This window comes from Actinoallomurus soli (assembly GCF_024055715.1).
GTDB classification, from domain to species: Bacteria; Actinomycetota; Actinomycetes; order Streptosporangiales; family Streptosporangiaceae; genus Actinoallomurus; species Actinoallomurus soli.
On the sequence record NZ_JAMXMV010000001.1, the window covers coordinates 840,476 to 862,086 of the forward strand.

Here is a 21,611-nt window from a genome sequence, read left to right on the forward strand (position 1 = left end):
GGTGGATAGCTATGCCACACCGGACAGGCTGTTGTCCGACTGGGTGATCACGTTCGCCAGGGCGGCTACCTCTACGCAGTCGGCGCCGCCCTGTGCGGTGTAGGTACTTTTACGCCACTGGGCGTTGGCCTGCGCATCGGGGACCGTCATCCCAGGTTCTCCAGTGTCTTCGTGATGATCTTCAAAGAATCGCTCCGAGGATACGCCTCGCCCATGACAAGATCGAAGCGGGCGCGATACTCGTTGACTGCAGCGGGCTCTTGAGTGAGCTGATTTATGCCCGGCCCCTCATGGTAGGCGATCTCCGTTCCGTCAGTAAGGGCCAGGGTTACGAACATTCCATCGAGCCCGGCGTAGGTCACAGATTCGAACGGGAGTATCCGTACGTGAATGTTCGGTGAGTCTGCGAGCTCACATAGTTTGATCAGCTGCGCTCGCATCACGTCGGGTCCACCGATGACGCGCTGTAAAGCCGACTCATCAAGGACGAACCACCCCTTTGCCGGGTCCGGTCGATCGAACGCTGCGGCTTGCCGTTCCAAACGGCCGGCCACCCTCTCCTCGAGTGTGTGAGGGGTCTGACTCGTGGCCATGAGTGCTCGCATGTAGTCCTCAGTCTGAAGCAGGCCGGATACGACTAGCGGGGTGAACGCTCGGATGATTGCGGCTTGTGCTTCGAGTTCTACGTACTGGGGGAATCCTGGTAGGAGGACCCGAGTACGGCGGTACTTCCGGATCTTCTCCCACTGGCGGTGGAACATGCCGATCGTGTTGAAGAACGTATCGAGATCCTGGGCGAAGGCTTCGGAAGGCGGCTTCTCGCAGGTTTCGACCTTGTAGATCCACTGGGGAGTGCAGCCGAGCGCGTCGGCGAGCTTGTTGCGGGAGAGACCACGCTCTTCGCGCCGAAACCGCAGTTCGTCGGCGAACGTCTCGACTAGAGGATCTTGGCTGCGCTGAGCAGGCATCGAATGCCTCCTGATCTCGACACCCGTTGTTCGCGACGCCTGTCACGGGTGACGTACGGGGGGATGAGGGTTCGTAGCTCACCGTAACCCACCGTGTGAGCCTGGTCATCGAAAATCCGGGCGACGAATCAACGGAGAGCCAAGGATGAATCGGTACACATCAGAGGACATTCGCGCATATGCGAAGTGGCTTACCCAGGAATGCCAGGCGGCCGGGTTGAGGGCCGAGCAATACGGGGCAGAAATCCTCATCCACGGTGCAAGCAATCACCTCAGCGAGCGGATCGCCTGCCGGCCGGACACGCAGGGCGACCTCAGGTGGCACTGGTCGTGGGGCGTGCCGATCGGCCGCATCGACGACTCGGACCGGCTCCTTGACGTCGACGACGTCCAGGAGTTGGTCCGGTCGATCAGCAAGGTCGTCTGCGTCCCGCTCCGCCGCAGCGGGATGTGACGATGACCCCGGAACAGCGGCTCATGCGCTCGCTTCCCGCGCTGCGCGCCCTCGTCGACTCATTGGCGACGCGTTCGCCGTCGGAGGCGCGGGAGCTCCTGCACCTCGACTTCCTGGTCCGGAAGTATCCGGCCGCAGCCCGGATGAGCCTGCAGCGTCGGCAGCGGACGCACCCCGAGCTGCCGGCGCCGCCGGGGTGGTCGTCGGTGTCGGACACCGGCGGCCTCCCACTCTGGAGGTGGGCGGGCGGGCCGGTCTGTGTCGCGACCACGGACCCGGACCAGCTCCGCTTCCTGGAGGTGGCGCTGGCGCGGTTCGACGAGATGACCGCCGAAGAGCTCCACGCCTACCTTCACGGCGCACCGGACCCGGCCCGGCGCCGTGTCCGGAGGGGCGATGCATGATGCTCGACGGGGTCGCCGCCTTGCCGAGGATCGAATTGTGCCTGGCCCCCTACTAAGGCGCCTTCGACGAGGCGTACGAGCGAATCGTCGCCTGGTGAGGGATCAAAAGGTCAGCGATTCGAGCAGGAAGTCCGGAGGTTCAGGCCCCTGCTTCGAGGGCGTCGGCTCGGTGCCGGAGGTCCGCGGCGATGTGGTCCCAGTCGGGGCCGTGCAGGTACAGGCTGTCCGCCGCCTCGCGCATCAGGGCCGGTTCGTCGGGCCGTTGCAGCAGTACGAGCCGGTAGGCCAGGTTGCGGATCCACACGGGAAGGTGACCGTCGACCAGATGCGGGGACAGTTCGCGGAGCATGGCCAGTATCGCGTCGGCGTCGGCGAACGTCAGCTCCTCGACGAAGTAGTGCTCGTGGTGCTCGAGGCCGCACGTGGGTGTGGGCCGGTACTCATCGCCGTACAGGCAGCGAGCGTGCTCCGTGAGGGTGACGTGCATGGTCGGGAGCCTACGGCCGGCCGGCCCCGAACAGCGTGGCTCACGAAATTGTCGGACGGCCGTGGTGTCATCTGTGCAGTCGACGACCGCGGTCGGGCCAGGTCACCGGGACCGATCATTGTTCCCGGGACGGCGGGAGGTCTCTGCTCCGTTCCGGCTCACGTCGCGCGTCATCATCGGGAGAGGGGACCACCATGGGCACGATCAGCGTTCACGAGTTCGTCAGCCTCGACGGCGTGTTCGAGAATCCGAGCTGGACGGCGGACTACGGCTTCACCGAGGGGATGGGGCGGGCGATCGCCCGTATGACCGAGTCCAGTTCCGCCATCTTGCTCGGCCGCACCACCTACCAGATGTTCGCCCCGGCCTGGTCGACCCGTACGGCCGCGGAGGACCCGGGCGCGCCGTTCTTCAACGACACCCCCAAGTACGTCGTGTCGTCCACCCTGACCTCCGCCGAGGAGTGGCAGAACTCCACCGTGCTCGGTGCCTACGACCCGCAGGCCATCCGCAAGCTGAAGGAGGAGGTCGCGGACGGCATCTACATCAGCGGCAGCGGCACCCTGGTGCGCGCGCTGCTGGCCGACGGCCTGGTCGACGAGCTGAACCTGCTGGTCTACCCGGTCGTACTCGGGTCGGGGGCCAGGCTCTTCCCCGACGGGACCCGGCGCACCTCATTGGCCCTCACCGGCCAGGAGAGGTTCGAGAACGGCGTCATGCACCTGACCTACGCCCCGGCGGCGACCTCCTGATCGGCCGGTCTCAGGGCAGTAGGGCCGGCCTGCCCATGGTGGCGCGCGCTTCCAGTTCGGCGAGTGCCTTCGGCCCCTCGGCCGGCTCATAGGCGGTGGGCCGGCCGGGGTCGGGTCAGAGGCCGCGGACGCGGGTGAGGTGGATGCGGACCGGGACCGAGAACCTTTCGGCGAACTTCGCGGCGCCGCCGAAGCGCGCGTCGATGGCCTCGCCGTACTTCTCCAGCCACGCGGGGTTGTCAGGCACCGCCGGGTGGTTGTCCAGGATCTCGGCGGTGCCGGTGAGCACGACGATGTCCTCGCCGCCGTTGCCGTCGAAATTGAGCGAGACGAGCGGCTGTCGCCGGATGTTCGCCAGGCGCTTGGCGTCCTTCTGGCTGTAGATCAGCAAGCTGTCGCCGCCCTCCCAGAGGAACCCGACCGGGTTCGGCTGCGGCGCGCCGTCACGCCCGACGGTCGTCAGCCAGATCATCGCCTCGTGGGTGAGCCTGCGGCGGACGCGCTCGCCGTAGGGGGTCGTCTGATCAGGGATCGTTAAGCTCGCCACGGGCCGATTCTACCAGGGGTTCGAACAGGTCCCCCGCTGCTCGAAAGCGCCCTGGAATGGCGCGAATTCGTCGTCGCCGGGAACCTGACGTGACCCCGCATCTCGCCCGACACTCCGAAAGCCGCACACTTCGCGCGTTGAACGGCCGGCTCTTAAGCGGACGTTAACGTCCTGATCGCAGTCGTCCACTCGCTCGCGAACAAGGGACATTCAATGGCTGGATCGTCAATTCGGATATCGACTCTTCTGGCGGCGGTGTGCGCCGCTCTCCCGGCGACGGGCGGGGCACCGGCTCACGCCGCCGCGGCTCCCGTACAGCTGTTCAACAGCTGCCAGGACATTCACCAGGCGATTCCGATCGCGCGGGACGGAACCTACCTGCTGTACAACAACGGCAACATCTTTACCGCGTACTGCTACCACATGTCCACGACGCCGACCGAGTACATCGACCTCGCCAGGACCGGGCAGGGCGTCAACTTCTCGCAGTACACCGCCGGCGGCGCCTCGCCGGGTACGAACGTCCGGACGGCGTTCACCAGGGTCCGCGTCGACCCGAAGTCGCTGACCGTCGACATCGGCGACCTGACCTTCGCGGCGTCCACCGGATCGCTGCGGCACGGCGGGACGGCCGTGACCAGCATGCCGTACGGGGTCGCGATGTCGTGTACCTCGCAGGCGGACGGAACGGGGAACATCGACCTGCAGGACACGCCGTTCCGGGTCGACAACGCGTTCGCCACCGGTGGGTTCAACGCCTCCGGGTCGGCGAGTCCGAGCGGGAACGGCCAGGTGGTCGACCTGCGCGGCGGCGGCTACTGCGGCTGGGAGATGTCGTCCCCGCCGCTGTACAACCCCTTCAACCCGAGCCCGGGCCTCTACCACCTGAAGTTGAGCTGCGCGCAGAACGGCGTGCTTCCCGGTCGCCGTCAGCTCTGCCTCCACCTGGGCGGCACGTCCGGGCTGACCACGCAGGTGCGGCGGGAGCGCGGGCAGGCCCTCGTCATCGTCCGGCACAACGGCCGCCCGGTGGCGGCGTCGGACATCACCGGCCGGATCCACGCCGTGGCCTGACCTGCGCTCGTAGCGTGAACCCTCCCGATGCCGGGCCGGTCGATGCCGGCCCGGCATCGCCCTGTGCGGATTGGATTGATTCGATTTTCGAAATATCCTAAAGTCTGACCTATGTCAGACCGAGAGATCGTGGCCGCGACGTTGACCGCCGCGATCCGGCGCTACCAGAGCGAGATCGACGCCCTTGACCAGGCCGTGGCGGAGCGGCTGGGCGTCAACCGAACCGATCTGCGGTGCCTCGACCTGCTCCTTGACCGGCCCATGAGCGTGACCGAGCTGGCCGAGCACGCCGGTCTCAGCCAGTCGGCGATGACGACCGCACTCGACCGCCTGGAGACTGCCGGATACGCCTGCAGGGCCCGTGATGCGAACGATCGGCGCCGCATCCAGGTGCAGCTCACGGACGCTTTTCTCGCCCGCATCGCCGAGATCTTCGAACCGTTCGCGGCCGAAGCCACCGCCGATCTCGACCGCTATTCCGTAACCGAGCTGGAGACCCTGGTCCGGTTCTTCGCCGACGGGTCCGAGCGCCGAGCCCGCCACGCCCGGCGCATCCGCTACGCCTCCATCCCACCGGCGGCCCGGCGATCGGGGGCTCGCCGAGAGGCCGCCGGCCCGGACTCCTCGCCCGAGACGGCCCCTCCCAGCCTGTGAAGGGAAAGCACATGACCGGCATCCGATCTGCGGCCCGGGCCGTGACCGCACGGCCCTCTTCCCGGTCCCTCGCCCGATGGGGACTGATCGGCCTGATCTCAGAGATCGTCGCCGTGTGCACCTGGCTGGTGGCCGGTGCGTGGCAGGGGCCCGCCTACAGCCCGGTTCACGACGACATCAGCGACATGGGGGCCCTCACGGCTCCGCACGTCTGGGCTTTCCTCATCCCGCAGGCGCTCGCCGGCGCCGGAAGCATCGCATTCGCACTGTTCGGGTTGCGCCCCGCACTGATCCACGCCGGGCGAGCCGGCCGATCAGGCCCGTGGCTGGCCGCACTCTCCGGGATCCAGGACCTGACCGACGCGGTGTTCCGGCTCGACTGCCGTGCCGCCGACGGCTGCAGCCAGGCCCAGGCGAGTACTTCTTGGCATGCGCAGGTGCACAGCGCGATCGGGTTCGCATGCGTCCTCCTGCTGATCGTCACGCCGTTCGTGCTCGCCCGCCGCTTCAGGCGTCTGCCACAGTGGCGCCGCTTCGCCGCGCCCACCGTCCTGCTGGGCGTCGTCTTCGTCGCCGGCCTGATCGTCATACTGGCCCCATCCACAGCCGCGTATCAGGGTCTGACCCAGCGAGCGATCGCACTCGGCGGCGCGGTCTGGGGCATCGCCGTGGCCACCCACGTCGCCCGACTGGGACGAGCGAATTTCCACCTTTAGGTACTGCCGCGGGTCGACGATCACTCATTACGCTGGCTCAGCCGCTATGGACAACGAAAGCGCACCCGCCGATTCGACTCGCCTAAAAGGACGAATCCCGGCCGTGGTGATGGTGCAGGCGGCGTAGTCCCCAGATCGGCGTGAAGTCCATACCCCCACCGCGATCGCCGGTGGACGACAAATGATGGATATCGTAGATGCGAGCATTGATACCCGTAGCAGTCTCCGGGGCGGCCCTGATATGCGCGTCGGCCTGCGGCGCGTCCGACCGGCCGACGCGAACGGCGGCGGACCTGCCCGCCGCATCTGCCCGATCGGCCGCCGCACCGGGGTGTGACGGGGTGGCCGTCGGTCCCGCGCAGGAGGTCGTGTCGGTCGCCGACCGTCGGCGGCTGGGACTGGATGCCTGGCCCGACACGGCGCTGGGCGTCGTCAACGACGGAGGCGGCAAGTACCGCTTCTTCGCGACCGGCACACCCGGCCTGCGGCCCCCGCAAAAGGTCACCGTCACCAGTGGGACGCTCAGTGACCCGGTCGCCGACGGCGTCCGCAGCGCTCAGCCTGTGGCCAACGTGCCCAGCGGCTATGACTACGCGGGCGGTGGCCCGGTCTTCCGCGATGCCCGAAGCGGACAGGTGCTGGAGATGCTGCACCTCGAGCGTCCGTACGGGAATGATGCGTCGAAGTTCTACACCGAACTCCACCTCGGACGTGTCGATCCGAAGACGGGAAAGGTGGTGCGGCTCGGCGAGATCGTGCGCCCGCACGTCGATTTCACCACGGCGCAGAAGACGCAGACGACGATCGACCTGGGTGCGCCCTCGTTCAGTGTGACGAGAGTCGGCAAGATCTCCTACCTGTACGTCTATTTCTCGGATGCCACGGCCGACGGAGCAGGGCGCATCGCCTTCACCGGACTCTCGGTCGCACGCGCGCCGATCACCGCCGTACTGGCCGCGGCGAAGCGAGGAAAGGTGAGCGCGTGGAGTAAGTATCAAGGCGGCCGGTGGGCACAGCCGGCGCTGGGCGGAGCGTCTGCCGACATCAATGCGGGCCGACCGATGGCCTGGGCACCGGATGTGGTCCGCGGCGCCGGGCGGACGATCATGGTGACCGGTGAGTCGCCGCATGACATGGTCCTGTCCACCTCCGCGAACGGTGTGAACGGATGGTCCACGCGGCATCCGCTGTGGCGTGACCCCGACTTCTTCGACGCCTACCCGACCATCGTTGCGGGCGGCAGCACACCGAACGCGCCCGGCAAGACCTTCTTCGTCTACTACACCCAGTGGCAGAGCGCCGAACCGGACTGGTCGACGGCCCGGCTGATGCGGCGCACCGTACGGTGCACTCAGGGCACGCAGGCGACCGACGTCGCCCTGGTCCGCTACAGCAATGGGGCACGGCATCAGGTCACGACCGGACCGGCCCCGGCCGGCTTCCACGAGGAAGGACGCTGGTACCTGCGTTCTGCGCAGGAACCAGGCACCGTTCCGCTGTACGGCTGCCGCAACGGCCGAGACGATCAGTTCCTGTACAAGAGCGCCGACTGCGGTGGCTCGCAGTATGCGATTCTCCAGACCGAAGGCTGGATCTACGCGAAGCGTCCCGCCAGTCCGTCCGTACCTCTCTACCGGTGCCATATCGCCGGGCTCGGAGATCACTTCGTCTCCGAGCGGCCGGACTGTGAGGCGCCCGGGAACGCGGACGTCGCTCAAGAGGGCCTGTTGGGATACGCACTCGACCACTGATCGTCGAGCAGCCGGCCGAAGAGGTCCAGGCCGGTCTCATCGTGCAGCCCCCGCCGGAGCAGTACGCGGACGGGCCCGCAGGCCGAGTGCGGCCGGCGGGCCCGACCGGCGCCCGGCCGGGGATCGCGGCGTGGGTCGGCGCCTGCGGCCGGAGACGGGAAGCGTACGGTCAGAAGGCCGGGTCGTCGTCGTGCACGGTGATGTGCGCGAAATCCTGGCCGACCACCGCGTTCACGGGAGCGACCACGAACACCTTGTAGACCGTGTCGGTCGTCGCCTCGGAAACGGTGTCGCCCTGAACCGGGACCCCCACCGCGGCCTCGGTACGGCCCGGCTCGATGACGACCTGCCGGGCCGCGTTGGCGATCTGGGTGCCGGTTCCGGCCAGCGTCTGCACGCTCGCGGTCACCGGGACCCTGCTCGCCTCCGACAGCTTCAGCGTGACCGTCGCCGTACCGGGGCCGTCGCCCTCGTTCACCGTCGTCCCCTCGATGGAGACCTGCGGGAGCGTGGTCGGGCCGCCCTTGCCGACCGCGGAGTCCTGGAACGCCAGGTCGGACAGGAACACGCCGCCCGTGGCCGAGGCGCTGGAGATCTCCACGCGCCGGATGTCGTTCACCGCGACGCCGGTCATCTCCGCCAGCGGCCACCGGACCGTGCGCAGCCAGGTCTTGGGCAGCAGGCTGCCCGAGCCGGGGAACGGGGTGAGGGCGTCGCCGAGGGCGGACACCGTCGTGGACCGCGTCCGGCCGCCGCCGTCCACGACGGTGAGTCTCAGGTCCGCGGCGGCGTTCGCGTCGTCGAGCGCCGCCCGCAGGGTGAGGGCGTCGTACCGCTTGATGTTGTCAGCGCCCTCGGGCAGGTCCGCACTGATCGACGTGGGCGAGGTCCAGCTCAGGTGCAGCAGCGGCGTCGCCGTGACGTTGCCGCCGTAGTTCGCCGGGGTGAACGACGGGAACCGGCCCGTCAGGGTGGACGTCGTGCAGGACGGCAGCCCGCTCTGCGGCGACCGGCCGCCCATGCTCGCGCAGAACCGCCCGGACTCGGCGGGGGTGATCCGAACGTTCGGCGCCGGGCCCTCCAGCGGCGCGAGGTCGAGCCGGTCGCGGGTCCGGGCCTGACTCTCCTCGTAAACGGTGGCCGCGCCGACCGACATCCGCGTGCCCGCGCTGCCGTCGAACATCGGCGCCAGGTCCTTCTCGCGGCCCATCACCATGCGGAAGAAGCCCGTGATGTAGTCGACGCCCACCTGGTACTGCTGTGCCGCGGTGAGGCGGATGGAGGTCGGTGAGCCCGTCCCGCAGGTGGCGTCGCCCTGGTTGGACCAGTCGTCACTGGCGGGGGCCGCGGCGACGCCCGGCGTCCACTCGGTGTTGAAGAAGTTGTGGTCGGCGCCCATCACCAGCAGCGCGGAGCGCAGCACCGTGTCCGAGGGGCTCGCGTACCGCGTGTCGTCGTAGAAGTGCTGTCCCTGGAGGTTGGACACGTCGCCGTCGCAGTACGGCAGGATCACCGCCATCGGAACGTCTGGCAGCGTCTCGCGGCCGAAGTCGATGGGCGCCAGCGGCAGCACCGCGTCGATGCCGTACGGGTGCGGGAGCGCCGCGTTGAGCAGCGCGGCCTTGACGACGCCCTCGCCGCCGCGCGAGTGGCCCATGAGCCCGACGTCCTTCAGGTCGAGCCGGCCCTTGAGCAGCGGGCTCATGCCCGGCGCCCTGCCGTCGTCCGCCCTCGCGAGGAGGTCGAGGTGGTCCAGCACCAGCTGACCGCGGGCGAGCGTGCCGGCGTCGTCGCTGTACGGGTTGTCCTGGGCGTTGATGCCGTTCGCGCTGATGGAGACGACGACATAGCCGTGGCTCGCCAGGACCTCGGCGGACTTGTCATATCCGTGGAAGCTCGGGATCGGCTGATACCCGTCTGGGCACGGCCAGCGGGTGTTGTCCGTCTTCTTGGCCACCGGGTCGTAACAGGCGGAGTGACGCCCGTGCAGGAAGACCACGACCGGCCGCCGGCCGGGCGCGTCCTTCGGCACCCAGACGGCGGCGCGCTCCTCGACCGAGCGGCCACCGAGGCCGGACAGCGTGAGCGCGGTGTCGCCGAAGTCGTAGTCGGCGCGGTCGAACCCGTACGGGCCCGCTGACGCCGGGTCCGCCGACGGCACCGTGCGAGAGGCGTAGGTCTTCGGCGTCGCCGTCGGGGACGCCGTGGCGGTCGTGGAGCCGGGCACGGCGCCGTTCCAGGCGACCTGCACCGAGGACGCCCCGGCGGCCGTACGGTCGGTGGTGGTCACGGTCAGCGTGCGGCCGTCCGGAGACTGCTGGGCGTACCCGACCGACCTGCCGTTGACCGCGAGCTCAGGGAAGGCGTCCCTGGCCTCCAGCGGCCGGTCCAGGTGGAGGGTGACCCGGTAGCCGCCGTGCACCGGGGTGACGGACCAGGATCCGCCGGGGGAGGGGCCGGGCGCCGCGGTCGCGGCGGTGGGCGCGAGGGCGACGCCGAGCGCGCACGCCGCCCCCAAGGCGAAGGATCTCGCCGAAAGTCTCATCAAGGCCCTTTCTCGTACGAGACGGGGCAAAAGCCCCATCGACGAGCAAGGGTGGCAACGATCTTCGCGCCGTCGGTTGCGACGGAATTACCGTCCTGTTACTCGTGCGACGCCTCTTACTGCGGGGATCGGAGGCCCGTCACGCCCTCTGGAGCGCCTCGGCGGAGATCAGAGCGGTCGAGCCCGGGGCCGTACAGGCGTAGGCGCCCGCGACCGCGCCGAGGCGGGCGCACTCCTCCACGTCCCGGCCGGCGAGCCGCCCGTACAGGAAGCCGCAGACGAACGCGTCGCCCGCGCCGTTGGAGTCCACGACCGGCGCGGGCGGCACGGTCGCCGGAATGTGCCGCGGGGTGTCGCCGCCGTCCCGCGTCAGGAGGTACGCGCCGTCCGCGCCGGCCGTGGCCACCACGATCTCCGCGCGGCCCTCGCGCAGGATCTCGCGCATCACGCCGGGAAAGCCCTGGCCCGTGCCCGCGGCGCTGAAGAAGACCAGGTCGGAGCGTAGCGCGAACTCCCGCTGGTGGTCGTTCAGCCCGTCCCAGTCGTGCAGGTCCGTGGAGACCGGGACGCCGAGTTCGGCGAGATCGTCGTAGAGAAAGCGGGCGAAGTTCATGATGGACAGGTGGACGTGCCGGGCCCGGCCCACCCAGGGCAGGTAGTGCTCACGGGGCATCCGCAGGTCCGCCGGGTCGCGGCCGTCGTAGAAGGACATCCGGCGGCCGGACCTGTCCACCAGGTTCACGGCGCGGCGGGTGCCGGCGGGGGAGATCAGCGGCGCGAACTCCACGTCCCCCTCGGCCAGCCGCTCGCGTACCTGCGCGCCGATCCAGTCGTCCCCGATGTAGTCGAGCAGCGCGGCCGACAGGCCGAGCGCGCGGGCGCCGAGGGCGACGTTCCCGCCGGTCTGGCCGGGCCACTCCTCGATCGGGGGGACACCGATGGAGTCGGTGGGCGGTGCCAGCAGCGTCGGGATGCGCACGATCGTGTCCACCCCGCTGCCGCCGACCACGACGATGTCGTACGACTCCTGCTGCGGGACCATCCGCTCCTCCTCGTCGATGTGCTGCCTCACCGACGGGCGGTGACCGCGGTCGGGAGGGCGGCGAAGCCGCGGTTGTTGCTGGCGTGGATCCGCCGCAGGCCGCCGGCGTCGATGTCGTAGTCGGCGACGACCTCGACCATCTCCTCCAGGGCGATGCGGGTCTCGAGCCGGCCCAGGTTGGCGCCCAGGCAGTGGTGCCGGCCGTTGCCGAACGCCAGTGACGCGCCGGTGTCGCGGTCCAGGTCGAAGCGGTCCGGGTCGGGGAAGACCTCCGGGTCGCGGTTGGCCGAGCCGACGAGCAGCAGGACCCGCGCCCCCTCCGGAACGGTCGTCCCGTGCAGCCGTACCTCGGTCGTCGTCGTACGGGCGAGGGCCTGGGACGGCGGGTCGTAACGCAGGGTCTCCTCGACCCAGTCCGCCACGCGGCCGCCGAAGGCGCGGGCCCGCTCATCCGGGTGCCGCCAGGCGGCGTACCAGGCGTTGCCGAGCGTCAGCATGGAGGTCTCGATGCCGGCGCCGACCAGCAGGATCAGCACCCCCACGATCTCCTCGGGGGTGAGCCGGTCGTCCCCCTCGGCGGCGTTCAGGAGGCCGGACAGCAGGTCGTCGCGGCGCTCCCCGGCTCGCTCCTTCGTCAGCTCCGTGTAGTAGCCGACCAGCGCGCCGATCGCCTGCAGCGCTTCGGGCGGCAGGTCGGACGACTCGTCGTCGCGGTACATGATGGCCGCGCCCAGCCGGCGCACCTCATCGCGGTCGGCCTCGGGAACACCGACCAGCTCGGAGATCACGTCGGTGGGGAACGGGCCCGCGAAGTCGGTCATGAGGTCGAACGTCCCCCCGGACGCGAGCCGCTCGACGTACGACCGGGCGATCTCCCGGAGCCGCGGCTCAAGCTCCTGGACGCGGCGTTGTGTGAACGCCCGCGACACCAGGCCGCGCATGCGCGTGTGCCTGGGCGGGTCCATGGCGACGAAGGAGAAGAACCGCTCGGCGTCCGGCCCCCAGAACGCCGGCTCGATGCGCAGGCCGTTGACGCTGGAGTACGCCGTCGAGTCGCGCAGCGCGGCCAGCACGTCGGCGTGCCGGGACAGCACCCAGATGTCGTCCGCCTCGTCGCGGAAGACCGGCGCCTCGTCCCGGAGCCTGGCATAGACCGGATAAGGGTCCTCGTGAACGTTGAAATCGTACGGGCTGTACCTCAGGTCCATCGCCAGCCGCTCCATCGCCGGAAATCCGTCGAGATGATCATTCCGTGGAAAGCGGCGCGCTGCCACCGTTTCTCCGGTAAGGCCACGGACACGGTGATCACACCTCGATACGATGCTCGCCGTGAACACGGACGACGTGGATCGAGGGTTCCGGGACGCCGAGCGGGCGCCCCGCGGGGTCGACACGAGCAAGGCGCACCCCTCGCGAAGGTATGACTACTGGCTCGGCGGCAAGGACAACTTCGCGATCGACCGTGAGTCGGCCGAGACGGTGGCCGCGGGATTCCCGACCGTCCGGCTGGCCGCCGTGGAGAACCGTAAGTTCCTGCGCCGGGTCGTGAGTCACCTGGTGCGTGACGTCGGTGTCGACCAGTTCTTGGACATCGGCACCGGGCTGCCGTCGGCGGGCAACGTCCACGAGGTCGCGCAGAGCGCCGATCCCCGGGCCCGGATCGTGTACGTCGACAACGATCCGATCGTGCTGACGCACGCCCGCGCCCTGCTGGCGAGCTCGCCGGAGGGTGCCACCGCCTACCTCGACGCCGATCTGCGCGATCCGGAGAAGATCCTCACGCACCCGGACCTGCACCGCACGCTGGACCTGTCGCGACCGGTCGCGCTGATGATGGTCGCCGTCCTGCACTTCATCACCGACGACGAGGACCCGTACGGTGTGGTGCGCACGCTCGTCGGGGCGCTGCCGTCCGGGAGCCACGTCGTGATCACGCACGGGACCAGCGACCATCTCACGCCGGAGGAGCTCGCCGAGACCGAGGAGGCGAACCGGCGCAGTGGGGTGCCCTTCCGGCTCCGGTCCTCCGAGGAGTTCGCCCGGTTCTTCACCGGCCTGGACGTCCTGGACCCCGGCATCACCTCCGTCGTCGACTGGCGGCCCGACGAGCCGGCCGGGCGGCGTCCGGCCGTGGAGGACGTCTCCATGCTGTGCGCCCTCGCGCGGGTGCCCTGACCGGACCGGACCGGTCCTCCGGTCAGCCGCCGCCGACGACGTGCGTGGGCCTGAAGCTCACCGGCAGCGCCGACAGGCCGCGGATGTGGAAGGCGGGCCGCCACTCCAGCTCGTGCTCCGGAACCGCGAGCCGCACGTCCGGAAGCCGGTCGAGGAGCACTTCGACGGCGGTCTGCGCCATCACCTGGGCGAGCTCCGGCGCCGGGTGCGGACAGCCGTGCTCGCCGGTGCCGAAACCCAGGTGGGCGTGGTTCCCGGCCGCGTCGCCGTGCGCGTCGGGCCGGATCCGCGGGTCGGTGTTGGCGCCCGCCGGCCCGACGACGACCACGTCGCCGGCGCGGATCGTCCGGCCGCCGAGCTGGGTCTCCCGGACCGCCCAGCGGGCCGGGGCGGTCTTCACCGGAGAGGCCTCCCACATCACCTCGTTCAGCGCCTGGCCGACGCTGCGGCGGCCGCCCGAGAGGGTCAGCGAGAAACGGTCGTCGGTCAGCATGAGGCGGAGCGTGTTGCCGATCCAGTGGGCGGTGTTCTCCTGGCCGCCGGAGAGCACGACCAGGAGGTCCTGGATCAGCTCCTCGTCGGTGACGTCGGTCGCGTTCGCGATCATGTGGGACGTCACGTCCGCTCCGGGCCACTCGCGCTTGCTCGCGAGAAGGCTCGTCATCCTCACGACGTACCGGCCGAACGCCTCGATGGCCTCCTCCCGGCCGTCGTTCATCTTCTTCATGTCCTCGGCGAAGGCGATGAGCTCGGAGTCGGGCAGCCCGAGCAGGCTGCCCATGACGAGCACCGGCAGGTGGTAGGCGTACTGCTCGATCAGATCGGCCTCGCCCGCGGCGGCGAACGCGTCGATCAGCCGATCGGAGTACCGCTCGCAGTCGGCGCGCAGCTCGAACTGGTCCACCTCGGCGAGCGCGGCGCTGACCGCGCCGGCCCGGCGCGCGTGAACGGGTCCGTCGAGGAACATCAGGATGCCGGGCAGGTACCCCAGGTTCTGCGGCGGCACGTACTCCGGGCCGTGGCAGCGGTACGGGTCGCGGGCGAACAGCTGGGAGTCGGTCAGCACCCGGTGGGCCTCGCGGTAGCCGATGACCAGCCACGCCGGCTCGCCGCCCTCGAAAAGGACCGGCACGACCGGCCCGTGGTCGCGCCGCATCTCCCGGTACAGCTCGTCGGTGTCCTCGACGAAGCGCCGCCCGTACAGTGGCACCGCCCCGGAATGCGTGCCTGTGAACTCCGGCTCCGGCGCGGTCACGATGCGCTCCCTTCGACCATCTTCTCCACCTGTGACACCGATCGACCCGAGAGTGACCGGCCGCACGTAGGACGGCGATCCTAGCCCTGAAACAGCCGCATTGGCCATATCTGCCCAGCTTGACCGGCGTTTTTACGGAATGTCCGAACGGATGCTTATCCGAACGGCGTTCAGTGACAACGAGGAAAAACGGGTGCGGCCGGCGGAGGCCCTCTGCAGAATCGTCGGCATGACATCTCCGCACTGGCCCCTGTTCGGTCTGCGGCTCCGCACTCCCCGGCTGCGACTGCGCCTCCCGACTCCGGCGGACCTGGACGCGCTGGCCGACCTGGCGGCCGAAGGCGTCCACGACCCGGATACGCAGCCGTTCGCCGTCCCCTGGACCGACGCGCCGCCCGCCGAACGGGCGCGCGGGCTCCTGCAGTACCACTGGTCGGAGTGGGCGGCCTGGCGGCCGTCGGCCTGGACGCTGAACCTGGTGGTCGATCTCGACGGCACGATCGTCGGGACCCAGGGGCTCATGGGGACGGACTTCCCGATCCTCCGTGAGGTCTCGACGGGATCCTGGCTGGGCCGCCGCTACCAGGGGCAGGGGATCGGCACCGAGATGCGCGCCGCCGTGCTCGGCCTGGCGTTCGATGGGCTGGGCGCGGAGTACGCGGTGTCCGCCGCCTTCGCCGACAACGCGGCCTCCTTCGCGGTCTCCCGCAAGCTCGGCTACCGCGAGGACGGGATCGAACGCCGCGTCGTCCGCGGCCGTCCCATGGTGGTGCGCCGGATGCGCCTCGACCGCGCCGGCCGGCCGACGGTGCCCGTGACGATCGAGGGCCTCGCTCCGTGCCTGCCGCTGTTCGGCCTGGAGTGATGATCACTGGCGGCCGCCGCCGCACGTGAGGAGGCGACCGCCGGTGATCTGGGCGCGGCACGCCGTCAGCGGCGTTCGGGGGCGGCCGGGGTGAAGTCGTCGTGGCCGAGGACGCGCAGCAGGCTGAGATGGTCGATGTTGGAGGTGCCCGGCGGCGGTGTGAAGATCGTGAGCCGCTGGTCCTCCGCCGGGCTCAGCAGCGTCTCGCACTCCAGCTCGATGGGGCCGATGGCGGGGTGGTCGACGCGCACACGGCTCCTGCGGTTCACCGCGACCTCGTGCAGCTCCCACAGCGCGGCGAACTCCGGACTGGCCTCGCGCAGCCGGGCGACCAGCCGGGTCGAGACGGCGTCGTTGCCCCGCCGGACCATGGAGGCCCGCAGGTCGGCGACGTAGGCGCGGCCCAGCTCATCGAGCTCCTCCGGCGGATAGATCGACCGTATCGTCGGATCGGTGAACCAGCGCCAGATGAAGTTCCGGTCCTCCTCGCGGACCGAGCAGATGCACCCGAGGAGCGCCTCGGCCATGGTGTTGTGGGCGAGCAGGTCCCCGAGGTCGTTGGTGATGTGGGCCGGGGTCCCGTGGAGCTGGTCCAGCAGGTAGAGCAGGCCGGGCCGGACGTGGTCGCCGGCCAGTCGCCCCGCGGGCGGCCGGTGTCCCGCCAGCAGGTAGAGGTGGTCGCGCTCGTCCTCGGTCAGGCGCAGCGCGTGCGCCAGCGAGGCGAGGATCTGCGGTGACGGCTGCGGACTCCGGGCCTGTTCGAGGCGCATGTAGTAGTCGGCGGACATCCCCGCGAGCTGGGAGACCTCCTCGCGCCGCAGCCCGGGCGTACGGCGGCGCGGCCCGGCCGGCAGGCCGACCTCCTGCGGGCGCAGTCGTTCCCGGGAACGGCGCAGGAAGTCGGCGAGCTGGTTGCGGTCCATCTGCATGGAGTCATCATCGCCGAGGTTCCGCCCGGCGCCGGACGCTCAGCCAAGGATCGTCGATCCTAGGGAAAGCGGTCCACTACTCCCCGCCGGGTTCCGTTGGCAGCCTGGTCGGTGTCCGGCCGAGAGACGGCCGGCGTCTCAGGGCAGGGAGTGCGCGATGCCGAAGGCAGTGCGGTTCGACGAGTACGGCCCCATCGAGGTGCTGCGGGTCGAGGAGGTCGACCGGCCGGTCCCCGGACCCGGTCAGGTCCTCGTCCGGGTGAAGCGTGCGGCGATCAACCCGGGGGAGGTGTCGATCCGCACGGGCGTGCTGCACGAGCGGTGGCCCGCGACGTTCCCCTCCGGCGAGGGCAGCGACCTCGCCGGGATCGTCGAGGAGACCGGCGCCGGCGTCACGGGGTACGCGGCCGGGGACGAGGTCCTCGGGTTCACCGACGACCGGGCGAGCCACGCCGAGTTCGTCCTCGTCGAGGCGGCGAACCTGATGCCCCGTCCGGCGAACGTCTCGTGGGAGCAGGCCGGGTCGCTGTACGTCGCGGGGACGACGGCGTACGCGGCGGTGCGCGCCGTCGCCCCGGGGCGGGGCGACACGGTCGTGATCTCCGCCGCCGCCGGAGGGGTGGGGACGATCGCGGTCCAGCTCGCCCGGCGCGCCGGCGCGACGGTGATCGGTCTGGCGAGTGAGGCCAACCACCGCTGGCTGACCGACCACGGGGCGATCCCCGTCACGTACGGCGAGGGCGTCGCCGACCGGATCAGGGCCGCCGCTCCCGGTGGGAGGGTCGACGCGTTCATCGACGCCTACGGCTTCGGCTACGTCGACCTCGCGATCGAGCTCGGCGTCGCTCCGGACCGGATCGACACCATCAAGGACTGGACCGCCGCCGCGAAGCACGGCGTCAGGACCGACGCGAACGCGGAGGCGGCCACCATCGAGGTGGTCGCCGAACTGGCCGGGCTCATCGACAAGGGCGAGCTGGAGATCCCGATCGCCCGCACCTACCCGCTCGACCGGGTTCAGGACGCCTTCCGCGAGCTGGAGAAGGGCCACACCCGAGGCAAGATCGTCCTGGTGCCGTGACCCACGGCGGGGCGTGGGGGGGCGCCCCCCCGGGCGGGCGTGCGCGGCCGCCCCCGGGGGCGGCCTGCCGCGCACGACCGAGGCCCCGACCCGTCCCGGCTCCCGGGCCGGGTTCGCCGGTCACGGCCTTCGGTTCAGTCGACCTCGGCGACGGCCTGGGCGAACTGGGCCTGGTACAGACGGGCGTAGGCGCCTTCGGCCTTCAGGAGCTCGTCGTGGGTGCCCTGCTCGACGATGCTGCCGGACTCCATGACGAGGATGAGGTCCGCGTCGCGGATGGTGGACAGCCGGTGGGCGATGACGAAGCTGGTCCGTCCCTTGCGCAGGGAGTTCATCGCGCGCTGGATCAGGACCTCGGTCCGGGTGTCGACCGAGCTGGTCGCCTCGTCCAGGATGAGGATCGTGGGCCGGGCGAGGAACGCGCGGGCGATCGTGATCAGCTGCTTCTCGCCGGCGCTGACGTTGCCGCCCTCGTCGTCGATCACCGTGTCGTATCCGTCGGGCAGCGTGCGCACGAACCGGTCGACGTAGGTGGCCCGAGCCGCCTCCAGGATCTGCTCCTGGGTGGCGCCGGCCGCCCCGTACGCGATGTTCTCGGCGATCGTGCCGCCGAACAGCCAGGCGTCCTGCAGCACCATGCCGGTCCTGGCCCGCAGGTCCTCGCGGGTCATCTCGGCGACGTCCACGCCGTCGAGCATGATCCGTCCGCCGGTGACCTCGTAGAACCGCATCAGCAGGTTGACCAGGGTGGTCTTGCCCGCGCCCGTCGGGCCGACGATGGCGACGGTCTGGCCGGGCTCGACGGACAGGGACAGGTCCTCGATCAGCGGAGTGTCCGGGTTGTAGCGGAAGGACACGTTCTCGAAGACCACCCGCCCGCGTACCTCCTCGGGCCGTACGGGCGTCCGCGGGTCCGGCTCCTGCTCGTCCGCGTCCAGCAGCGCGAAGACGCGCTCGGCGGAGGCGACGCCCGACTGCAGCAGGTTCGCCATGCTGGCCACCTGCGTGATCGGCTGGGTGAACTGCCGGGAGTACTGCACGAACGCCTGCACGTCACCCAGGGACAGCGCGCCCGACGCCACCCGCAGGCCGCCGACGACCGCGACGAGCACGTAGTTCAGGTTGCCGATGAACATCATCGCGGGCTGGATCATGCCGGAGATGAACTGGGCCCGGAAGCTCGACGCGTACAGCGTGTCGTTGTGCTCCCGGAAGGTCTCCAGGGACTCCTCCTGCCGGCCGAAGACCTTGACGAGGGAGTGCCCGGTGTACATCTCCTCGATGTGGCCGTTCAGCCGTCCCGTCGTGGACCACTGCTTGATGAACTGCGGCTGCGCCTTCTTGCCGATCCTTCCCGCGACCAGCACCGAGATCGGGACGGTGACCAGGGCGATCAGGGCCAGCAGCGGCGAGATCGTGATCATCATGGTCAGCACGCCGACGATGGTGAGCAGCGAGGTCAGCATCTGGCTGAGGGTCTGCTGCAGCGTCTGGGCGAGGTTGTCGATGTCGTTGGTGACCCGGCTGAGCACCTCGCCGTGCGGCTGACGGTCGAAGTAGCTCAGCGGCAGCCGGGCCAGCTTCAGCTCCGCCTGCTCGCGCAGCCGGAACATCGACCGCTGCACGATCGTCGTCGTGAGACGCCCCTGCACCACGCCGAAGACCGCGGCGATCGCGAACAGCGCCAGGGCGATCAGCAGCACCGTGCCGACCTTGCCGAAGTCGATGCCGTGGCCGGGCACGAAGTCGATCGAGTTCAGCATGTCCGCGAGGGTGCCGTGACCGGTGTGCCGCAGCCCGGCGATCACGTCGGCCTTGGTCGTCCCGGCGGGGAACCTGCGGCCGATGACCCCGGCGAAGACCAGGTCGGTGGCGTGGCCGAGGATCCGCGGGCCGACGACGGTCGTCGTGACGCTCGCGGCGGCGAGCAGCAGGGTCGCGACGATGAGCGGCCGCTCCGGCCGCAGCATCCGCAGCAGCCGGCGGCTCGACCCGCGGAAGTTCAGCGACTTCTCGGTCGACTGCCCGGCCATGAACCTGGCCGGCCCGTGGGCCGGGCCGGATGGTCCCGGTCCGCGGCGGGGTACGGCGCGTTCGCCGTTCGGGGACGTCACGCCGCCTCCTGCTCGGTGAGCTGGGAGAGCACGATCTCCCGGTACGTTTCGTTGGTGTCCATCAGCTCGTGGTGGGTGCCGGTGCCGACGACGCGGCCCTCGTCGAGGACGATGATGCGGTCGGCGTGCCGGATGGTGGAGACCCGCTGCGCGACGATCACGACGGTCGCCTCGGCGGTCTCGGCGGCCAGTGCCGCGCGCAGGGCCGCGTCCGTCGCGTAGTCCAGCGCGGAGAACGAGTCGTCGAACAGGTAGATCTCGGGCCGGCGGACGAGCGCGCGGGCGATGGCGAGGCGCTGGCGCTGGCCGCCGGAGACGTTCGTGCCGCCCTGGTCGATCTTGGCGTCCAGGCGGCCGTCCATCTTCTCGACGAAGTCCCTGGCCTGGGCGATCTCCAGGGCGTGCCAGAGGTCCTCGTCCGTGGCGTCCGGCTTGCCGTACCGCAGGTTGGAGGCGACCGTCCCGGAGAAGAGGTACGGCCGCTGGGGAACGAACGCGACCGCGTCCGAGAGCGTCACCGGGTCGAGCTCGCGGACGTCGACGCCGTCGACGAGCACCGCGCCGCCGGTCACGTCCATGAGCCGGGGGATGAGGTTGAGCAGCGTCGTCTTGCCGCTGCCGGTGGAGCCGATGATCGCCGTGACCTCACCGGGCCGGGCGACCAGGTCGACACCGGACAGGACGGGTTCCTCGGCGCCCGGGTAGCGGAACTCGGCGTCCCGCAGCTCCAGGTGACCGTGCGTGCGCAGGGTCCGCACCGGCTCCGCCGGCGGGACCACGCTGGACTCGGTCTCCAGGACCTCCTGGATGCGCTCGGCGCACACCTCCGCGCGCGGCACCATCATGAACATGAAGGTCGCCATCATGACCGCCATGAGGATCTGCATCAGATAGCTGAGGTACGCGGTCAGCGCGCCGACCTGCATCGACCCGCCGTCGATCAGGTGGCCGCCGAACCACAGGACGGCGACGCTGGAGACGTTCACCACGAACATCACGAAGGGGAACATCAGCGCCATCAGCCGGCCGGTCCCCAGCGACACGTCGAGCAGTTCGGTGTTGGCCGTCTCGAAACGCCCCTGCTCGGGGACGTCGCGGACGAAGGCCCGGATGACCCGCACGCCGCTGATCTGCTCGCGGAGCACCCGGTTGATCGTGTCGATGCGCACCTGCATGAGCCGGAACAGCGACCGCATCCGCGAGATGATCAGCATGATCACCACCCCGAGCACGGGGACGATCACCAGCAGCAGCGAGGACAGCGAGACGTTCTGGTTCAGCGCCAGCACGATGCCGCCGACGCCCATGATCGGAGCCGCGATCATGATCGTGAAGGTCATCAGGGCCAGCATCTGGACCTGCTGCACGTCGTTCGTCGTCCGCGTGATCAGCGAGGGCGTGCCGAACCTCCCCACCTCGCGGGCCGAGAACGACTGGACCCGGGTGAAGACGGCGGCGCGTACGTCACGGCCGAGGGCCATCGCCGTACGGGCGCCGAAGTAGACGGCGCCGATCGAGCAGACGATCTGCACGAGGGACACGGCGAGCATCACGCCGCCGGTGCTCAGGATGTAACCGGTATCGCCCTTCACGACACCCTGGTCGATGATGTCGGCGTTGAGGGTCGGCAGGTAGAGCGTGGCGAGCGTCTGCACCAACTGCAGCGCCACCACCAGGGCGAGCGGCCAGCGGTAGGGGCGCAGGTGGGCCCGCAAGAGTCGGATCAGCACACGGAACTCTCTCGGCAGGGGACGGCGACAGGAGACGCACCGGCTCTACGGTGACAAACCACTTCGAG

21 protein-coding genes are annotated in these 21,611 nt (G+C 69.9%); 10 read left to right on the forward strand and 11 right to left on the reverse strand.

All coding sequences use genetic code 11. The features are described 5' to 3' along the window. Positions 1–9: 9 nt before the first annotated feature. Both NDW01_RS44215 and NDW01_RS03810 read right to left on the reverse strand, forming a co-directional pair. Positions 10–150, reverse strand: coding sequence for a DUF397 domain-containing protein (locus NDW01_RS44215; protein WP_406567679.1), 141 nt, complete (start codon positions 148–150; stop codon positions 10–12). Then, a complete protein-coding gene (locus NDW01_RS03810; RefSeq protein WP_252816595.1) occupies positions 147–968 on the reverse strand; it encodes a helix-turn-helix domain-containing protein in 822 nt (273 codons plus the stop codon). Before NDW01_RS03810 ends, NDW01_RS44215 begins: the two co-directional genes overlap by 4 nt. Before the next feature lie 217 nt (positions 969–1,185). Here NDW01_RS03810 and NDW01_RS03815 point away from each other — a divergent pair, with 217 nt between their 5' ends. Both NDW01_RS03815 and NDW01_RS03820 read left to right on the forward strand, forming a co-directional pair. After that, positions 1,186–1,422 (forward strand): hypothetical protein, encoded by a 237-nt coding sequence (locus NDW01_RS03815; RefSeq protein ID WP_252816597.1) that lies wholly within the window; start codon positions 1,186–1,188, stop codon positions 1,420–1,422. A 2-nt stretch (positions 1,423–1,424) separates the two neighbouring features. Beyond that, the gene (locus NDW01_RS03820; protein ID WP_252816598.1) at positions 1,425–1,826 is read left to right on the forward strand and encodes a hypothetical protein; all 402 of its coding nucleotides are present in this window, start codon (positions 1,425–1,427) and stop codon (positions 1,824–1,826) included. A 139-nt stretch (positions 1,827–1,965) separates the two neighbouring features. Here the strand turns inward: NDW01_RS03820 and NDW01_RS03825 are convergent, their stop codons facing one another. Further along, entirely contained in the window at positions 1,966–2,313 is a 348-nt protein-coding gene (locus NDW01_RS03825) for a hypothetical protein (RefSeq protein WP_252816599.1), read from the reverse strand. A 194-nt stretch (positions 2,314–2,507) separates the two neighbouring features. On the opposite strand from NDW01_RS03825, the gene NDW01_RS03830 reads away from it, so the two are divergent. After that, positions 2,508–3,065 carry a dihydrofolate reductase family protein gene (locus NDW01_RS03830; RefSeq protein ID WP_252816601.1) on the forward strand — a complete coding sequence of 186 codons (558 nt, stop codon included), beginning with the start codon at positions 2,508–2,510 and terminating at the stop codon, positions 3,063–3,065. Positions 3,066–3,180: 115 nt separating this feature from the next. Here the strand turns inward: NDW01_RS03830 and NDW01_RS03835 are convergent, their stop codons facing one another. Then, a complete protein-coding gene (locus tag NDW01_RS03835; RefSeq protein WP_252816602.1) occupies positions 3,181–3,612 on the reverse strand; it encodes a TIGR03667 family PPOX class F420-dependent oxidoreductase in 432 nt (143 codons plus the stop codon). A 255-nt stretch (positions 3,613–3,867) separates the two neighbouring features. On the opposite strand from NDW01_RS03835, the gene NDW01_RS03840 reads away from it, so the two are divergent. From NDW01_RS03840 to NDW01_RS03855, 4 genes are all read left to right on the forward strand, one after another. Then, complete coding sequence (locus NDW01_RS03840; RefSeq protein ID WP_252816604.1) at positions 3,868–4,686, forward strand: GON domain-containing protein; 819 nt, start codon at positions 3,868–3,870, stop codon at positions 4,684–4,686. A gap of 111 nt (positions 4,687–4,797) precedes the next feature. Then, complete coding sequence (locus NDW01_RS03845; protein ID WP_252816606.1) at positions 4,798–5,340, forward strand: MarR family transcriptional regulator; 543 nt, start codon at positions 4,798–4,800, stop codon at positions 5,338–5,340. An 11-nt stretch (positions 5,341–5,351) separates the two neighbouring features. Then, positions 5,352–6,056, forward strand: a complete 705-nt coding sequence (locus NDW01_RS03850; protein ID WP_252816608.1) for a DUF998 domain-containing protein — start codon at positions 5,352–5,354, stop codon at positions 6,054–6,056. A gap of 341 nt (positions 6,057–6,397) precedes the next feature. Then, positions 6,398–7,807 carry a hypothetical protein gene (locus tag NDW01_RS03855; protein ID WP_252816610.1) on the forward strand — a complete coding sequence of 470 codons (1,410 nt, stop codon included), beginning with the start codon at positions 6,398–6,400 and terminating at the stop codon, positions 7,805–7,807. Positions 7,808–7,976: 169 nt separating this feature from the next. Here the strand turns inward: NDW01_RS03855 and NDW01_RS03860 are convergent, their stop codons facing one another. The 3 genes from NDW01_RS03860 to NDW01_RS03870 form a co-directional block, all read right to left on the reverse strand. Continuing rightward, positions 7,977–10,352, reverse strand: a complete 2,376-nt coding sequence (locus NDW01_RS03860; RefSeq protein ID WP_252816611.1) for a hypothetical protein — start codon at positions 10,350–10,352, stop codon at positions 7,977–7,979. 139 nt (positions 10,353–10,491) lie between these two features. Next, positions 10,492–11,424, reverse strand: coding sequence for a carbohydrate kinase family protein (locus tag NDW01_RS03865; protein ID WP_252816613.1), 933 nt, complete (start codon positions 11,422–11,424; stop codon positions 10,492–10,494). Then, entirely contained in the window at positions 11,421–12,602 is a 1,182-nt protein-coding gene (locus NDW01_RS03870) for a cytochrome P450 (protein WP_252816615.1), read from the reverse strand. The genes NDW01_RS03865 and NDW01_RS03870 overlap by 4 nt, the downstream gene beginning before the upstream one ends. 121 nt (positions 12,603–12,723) lie before the next feature. Here NDW01_RS03870 and NDW01_RS03875 point away from each other — a divergent pair, with 121 nt between their 5' ends. Next, positions 12,724–13,569, forward strand: a complete 846-nt coding sequence (locus NDW01_RS03875) for an SAM-dependent methyltransferase (RefSeq protein WP_252816616.1) — start codon at positions 12,724–12,726, stop codon at positions 13,567–13,569. A gap of 22 nt (positions 13,570–13,591) precedes the next feature. Here NDW01_RS03875 and NDW01_RS03880 read toward each other — a convergent pair whose 3' ends face one another. After that, entirely contained in the window at positions 13,592–14,824 is a 1,233-nt protein-coding gene (locus tag NDW01_RS03880) for a cytochrome P450 (protein WP_252816617.1), read from the reverse strand. Between the two features lie 229 nt (positions 14,825–15,053). Here NDW01_RS03880 and NDW01_RS03885 point away from each other — a divergent pair, with 229 nt between their 5' ends. Next, positions 15,054–15,689, forward strand: a complete 636-nt coding sequence (locus tag NDW01_RS03885; protein WP_252816619.1) for a GNAT family N-acetyltransferase — start codon at positions 15,054–15,056, stop codon at positions 15,687–15,689. Positions 15,690–15,754: 65 nt separating this feature from the next. Here NDW01_RS03885 and NDW01_RS03890 read toward each other — a convergent pair whose 3' ends face one another. Then, complete coding sequence (locus NDW01_RS03890) at positions 15,755–16,618, reverse strand: helix-turn-helix transcriptional regulator (RefSeq protein ID WP_252816621.1); 864 nt, start codon at positions 16,616–16,618, stop codon at positions 15,755–15,757. Between the two features lie 157 nt (positions 16,619–16,775). On the opposite strand from NDW01_RS03890, the gene NDW01_RS03895 reads away from it, so the two are divergent. Then, positions 16,776–17,699 carry an NADP-dependent oxidoreductase gene (locus NDW01_RS03895; protein ID WP_252816623.1) on the forward strand — a complete coding sequence of 308 codons (924 nt, stop codon included), beginning with the start codon at positions 16,776–16,778 and terminating at the stop codon, positions 17,697–17,699. Between the two features lie 134 nt (positions 17,700–17,833). On the opposite strand, the gene NDW01_RS03900 is transcribed toward NDW01_RS03895, so the two are convergent. Both NDW01_RS03900 and NDW01_RS03905 read right to left on the reverse strand, forming a co-directional pair. Next, the gene (locus tag NDW01_RS03900) at positions 17,834–19,813 is read right to left on the reverse strand and encodes an ABC transporter ATP-binding protein (protein ID WP_308211628.1); all 1,980 of its coding nucleotides are present in this window, start codon (positions 19,811–19,813) and stop codon (positions 17,834–17,836) included. Further along, on the reverse strand, positions 19,810–21,543 hold the full coding sequence (locus NDW01_RS03905; RefSeq protein ID WP_252816625.1) for an ABC transporter ATP-binding protein: 1,734 nt from the start codon (positions 21,541–21,543) through the stop codon (positions 19,810–19,812). The genes NDW01_RS03900 and NDW01_RS03905 overlap by 4 nt, the downstream gene beginning before the upstream one ends. Between the last annotated feature and the right edge of the window lie 68 nt (positions 21,544–21,611).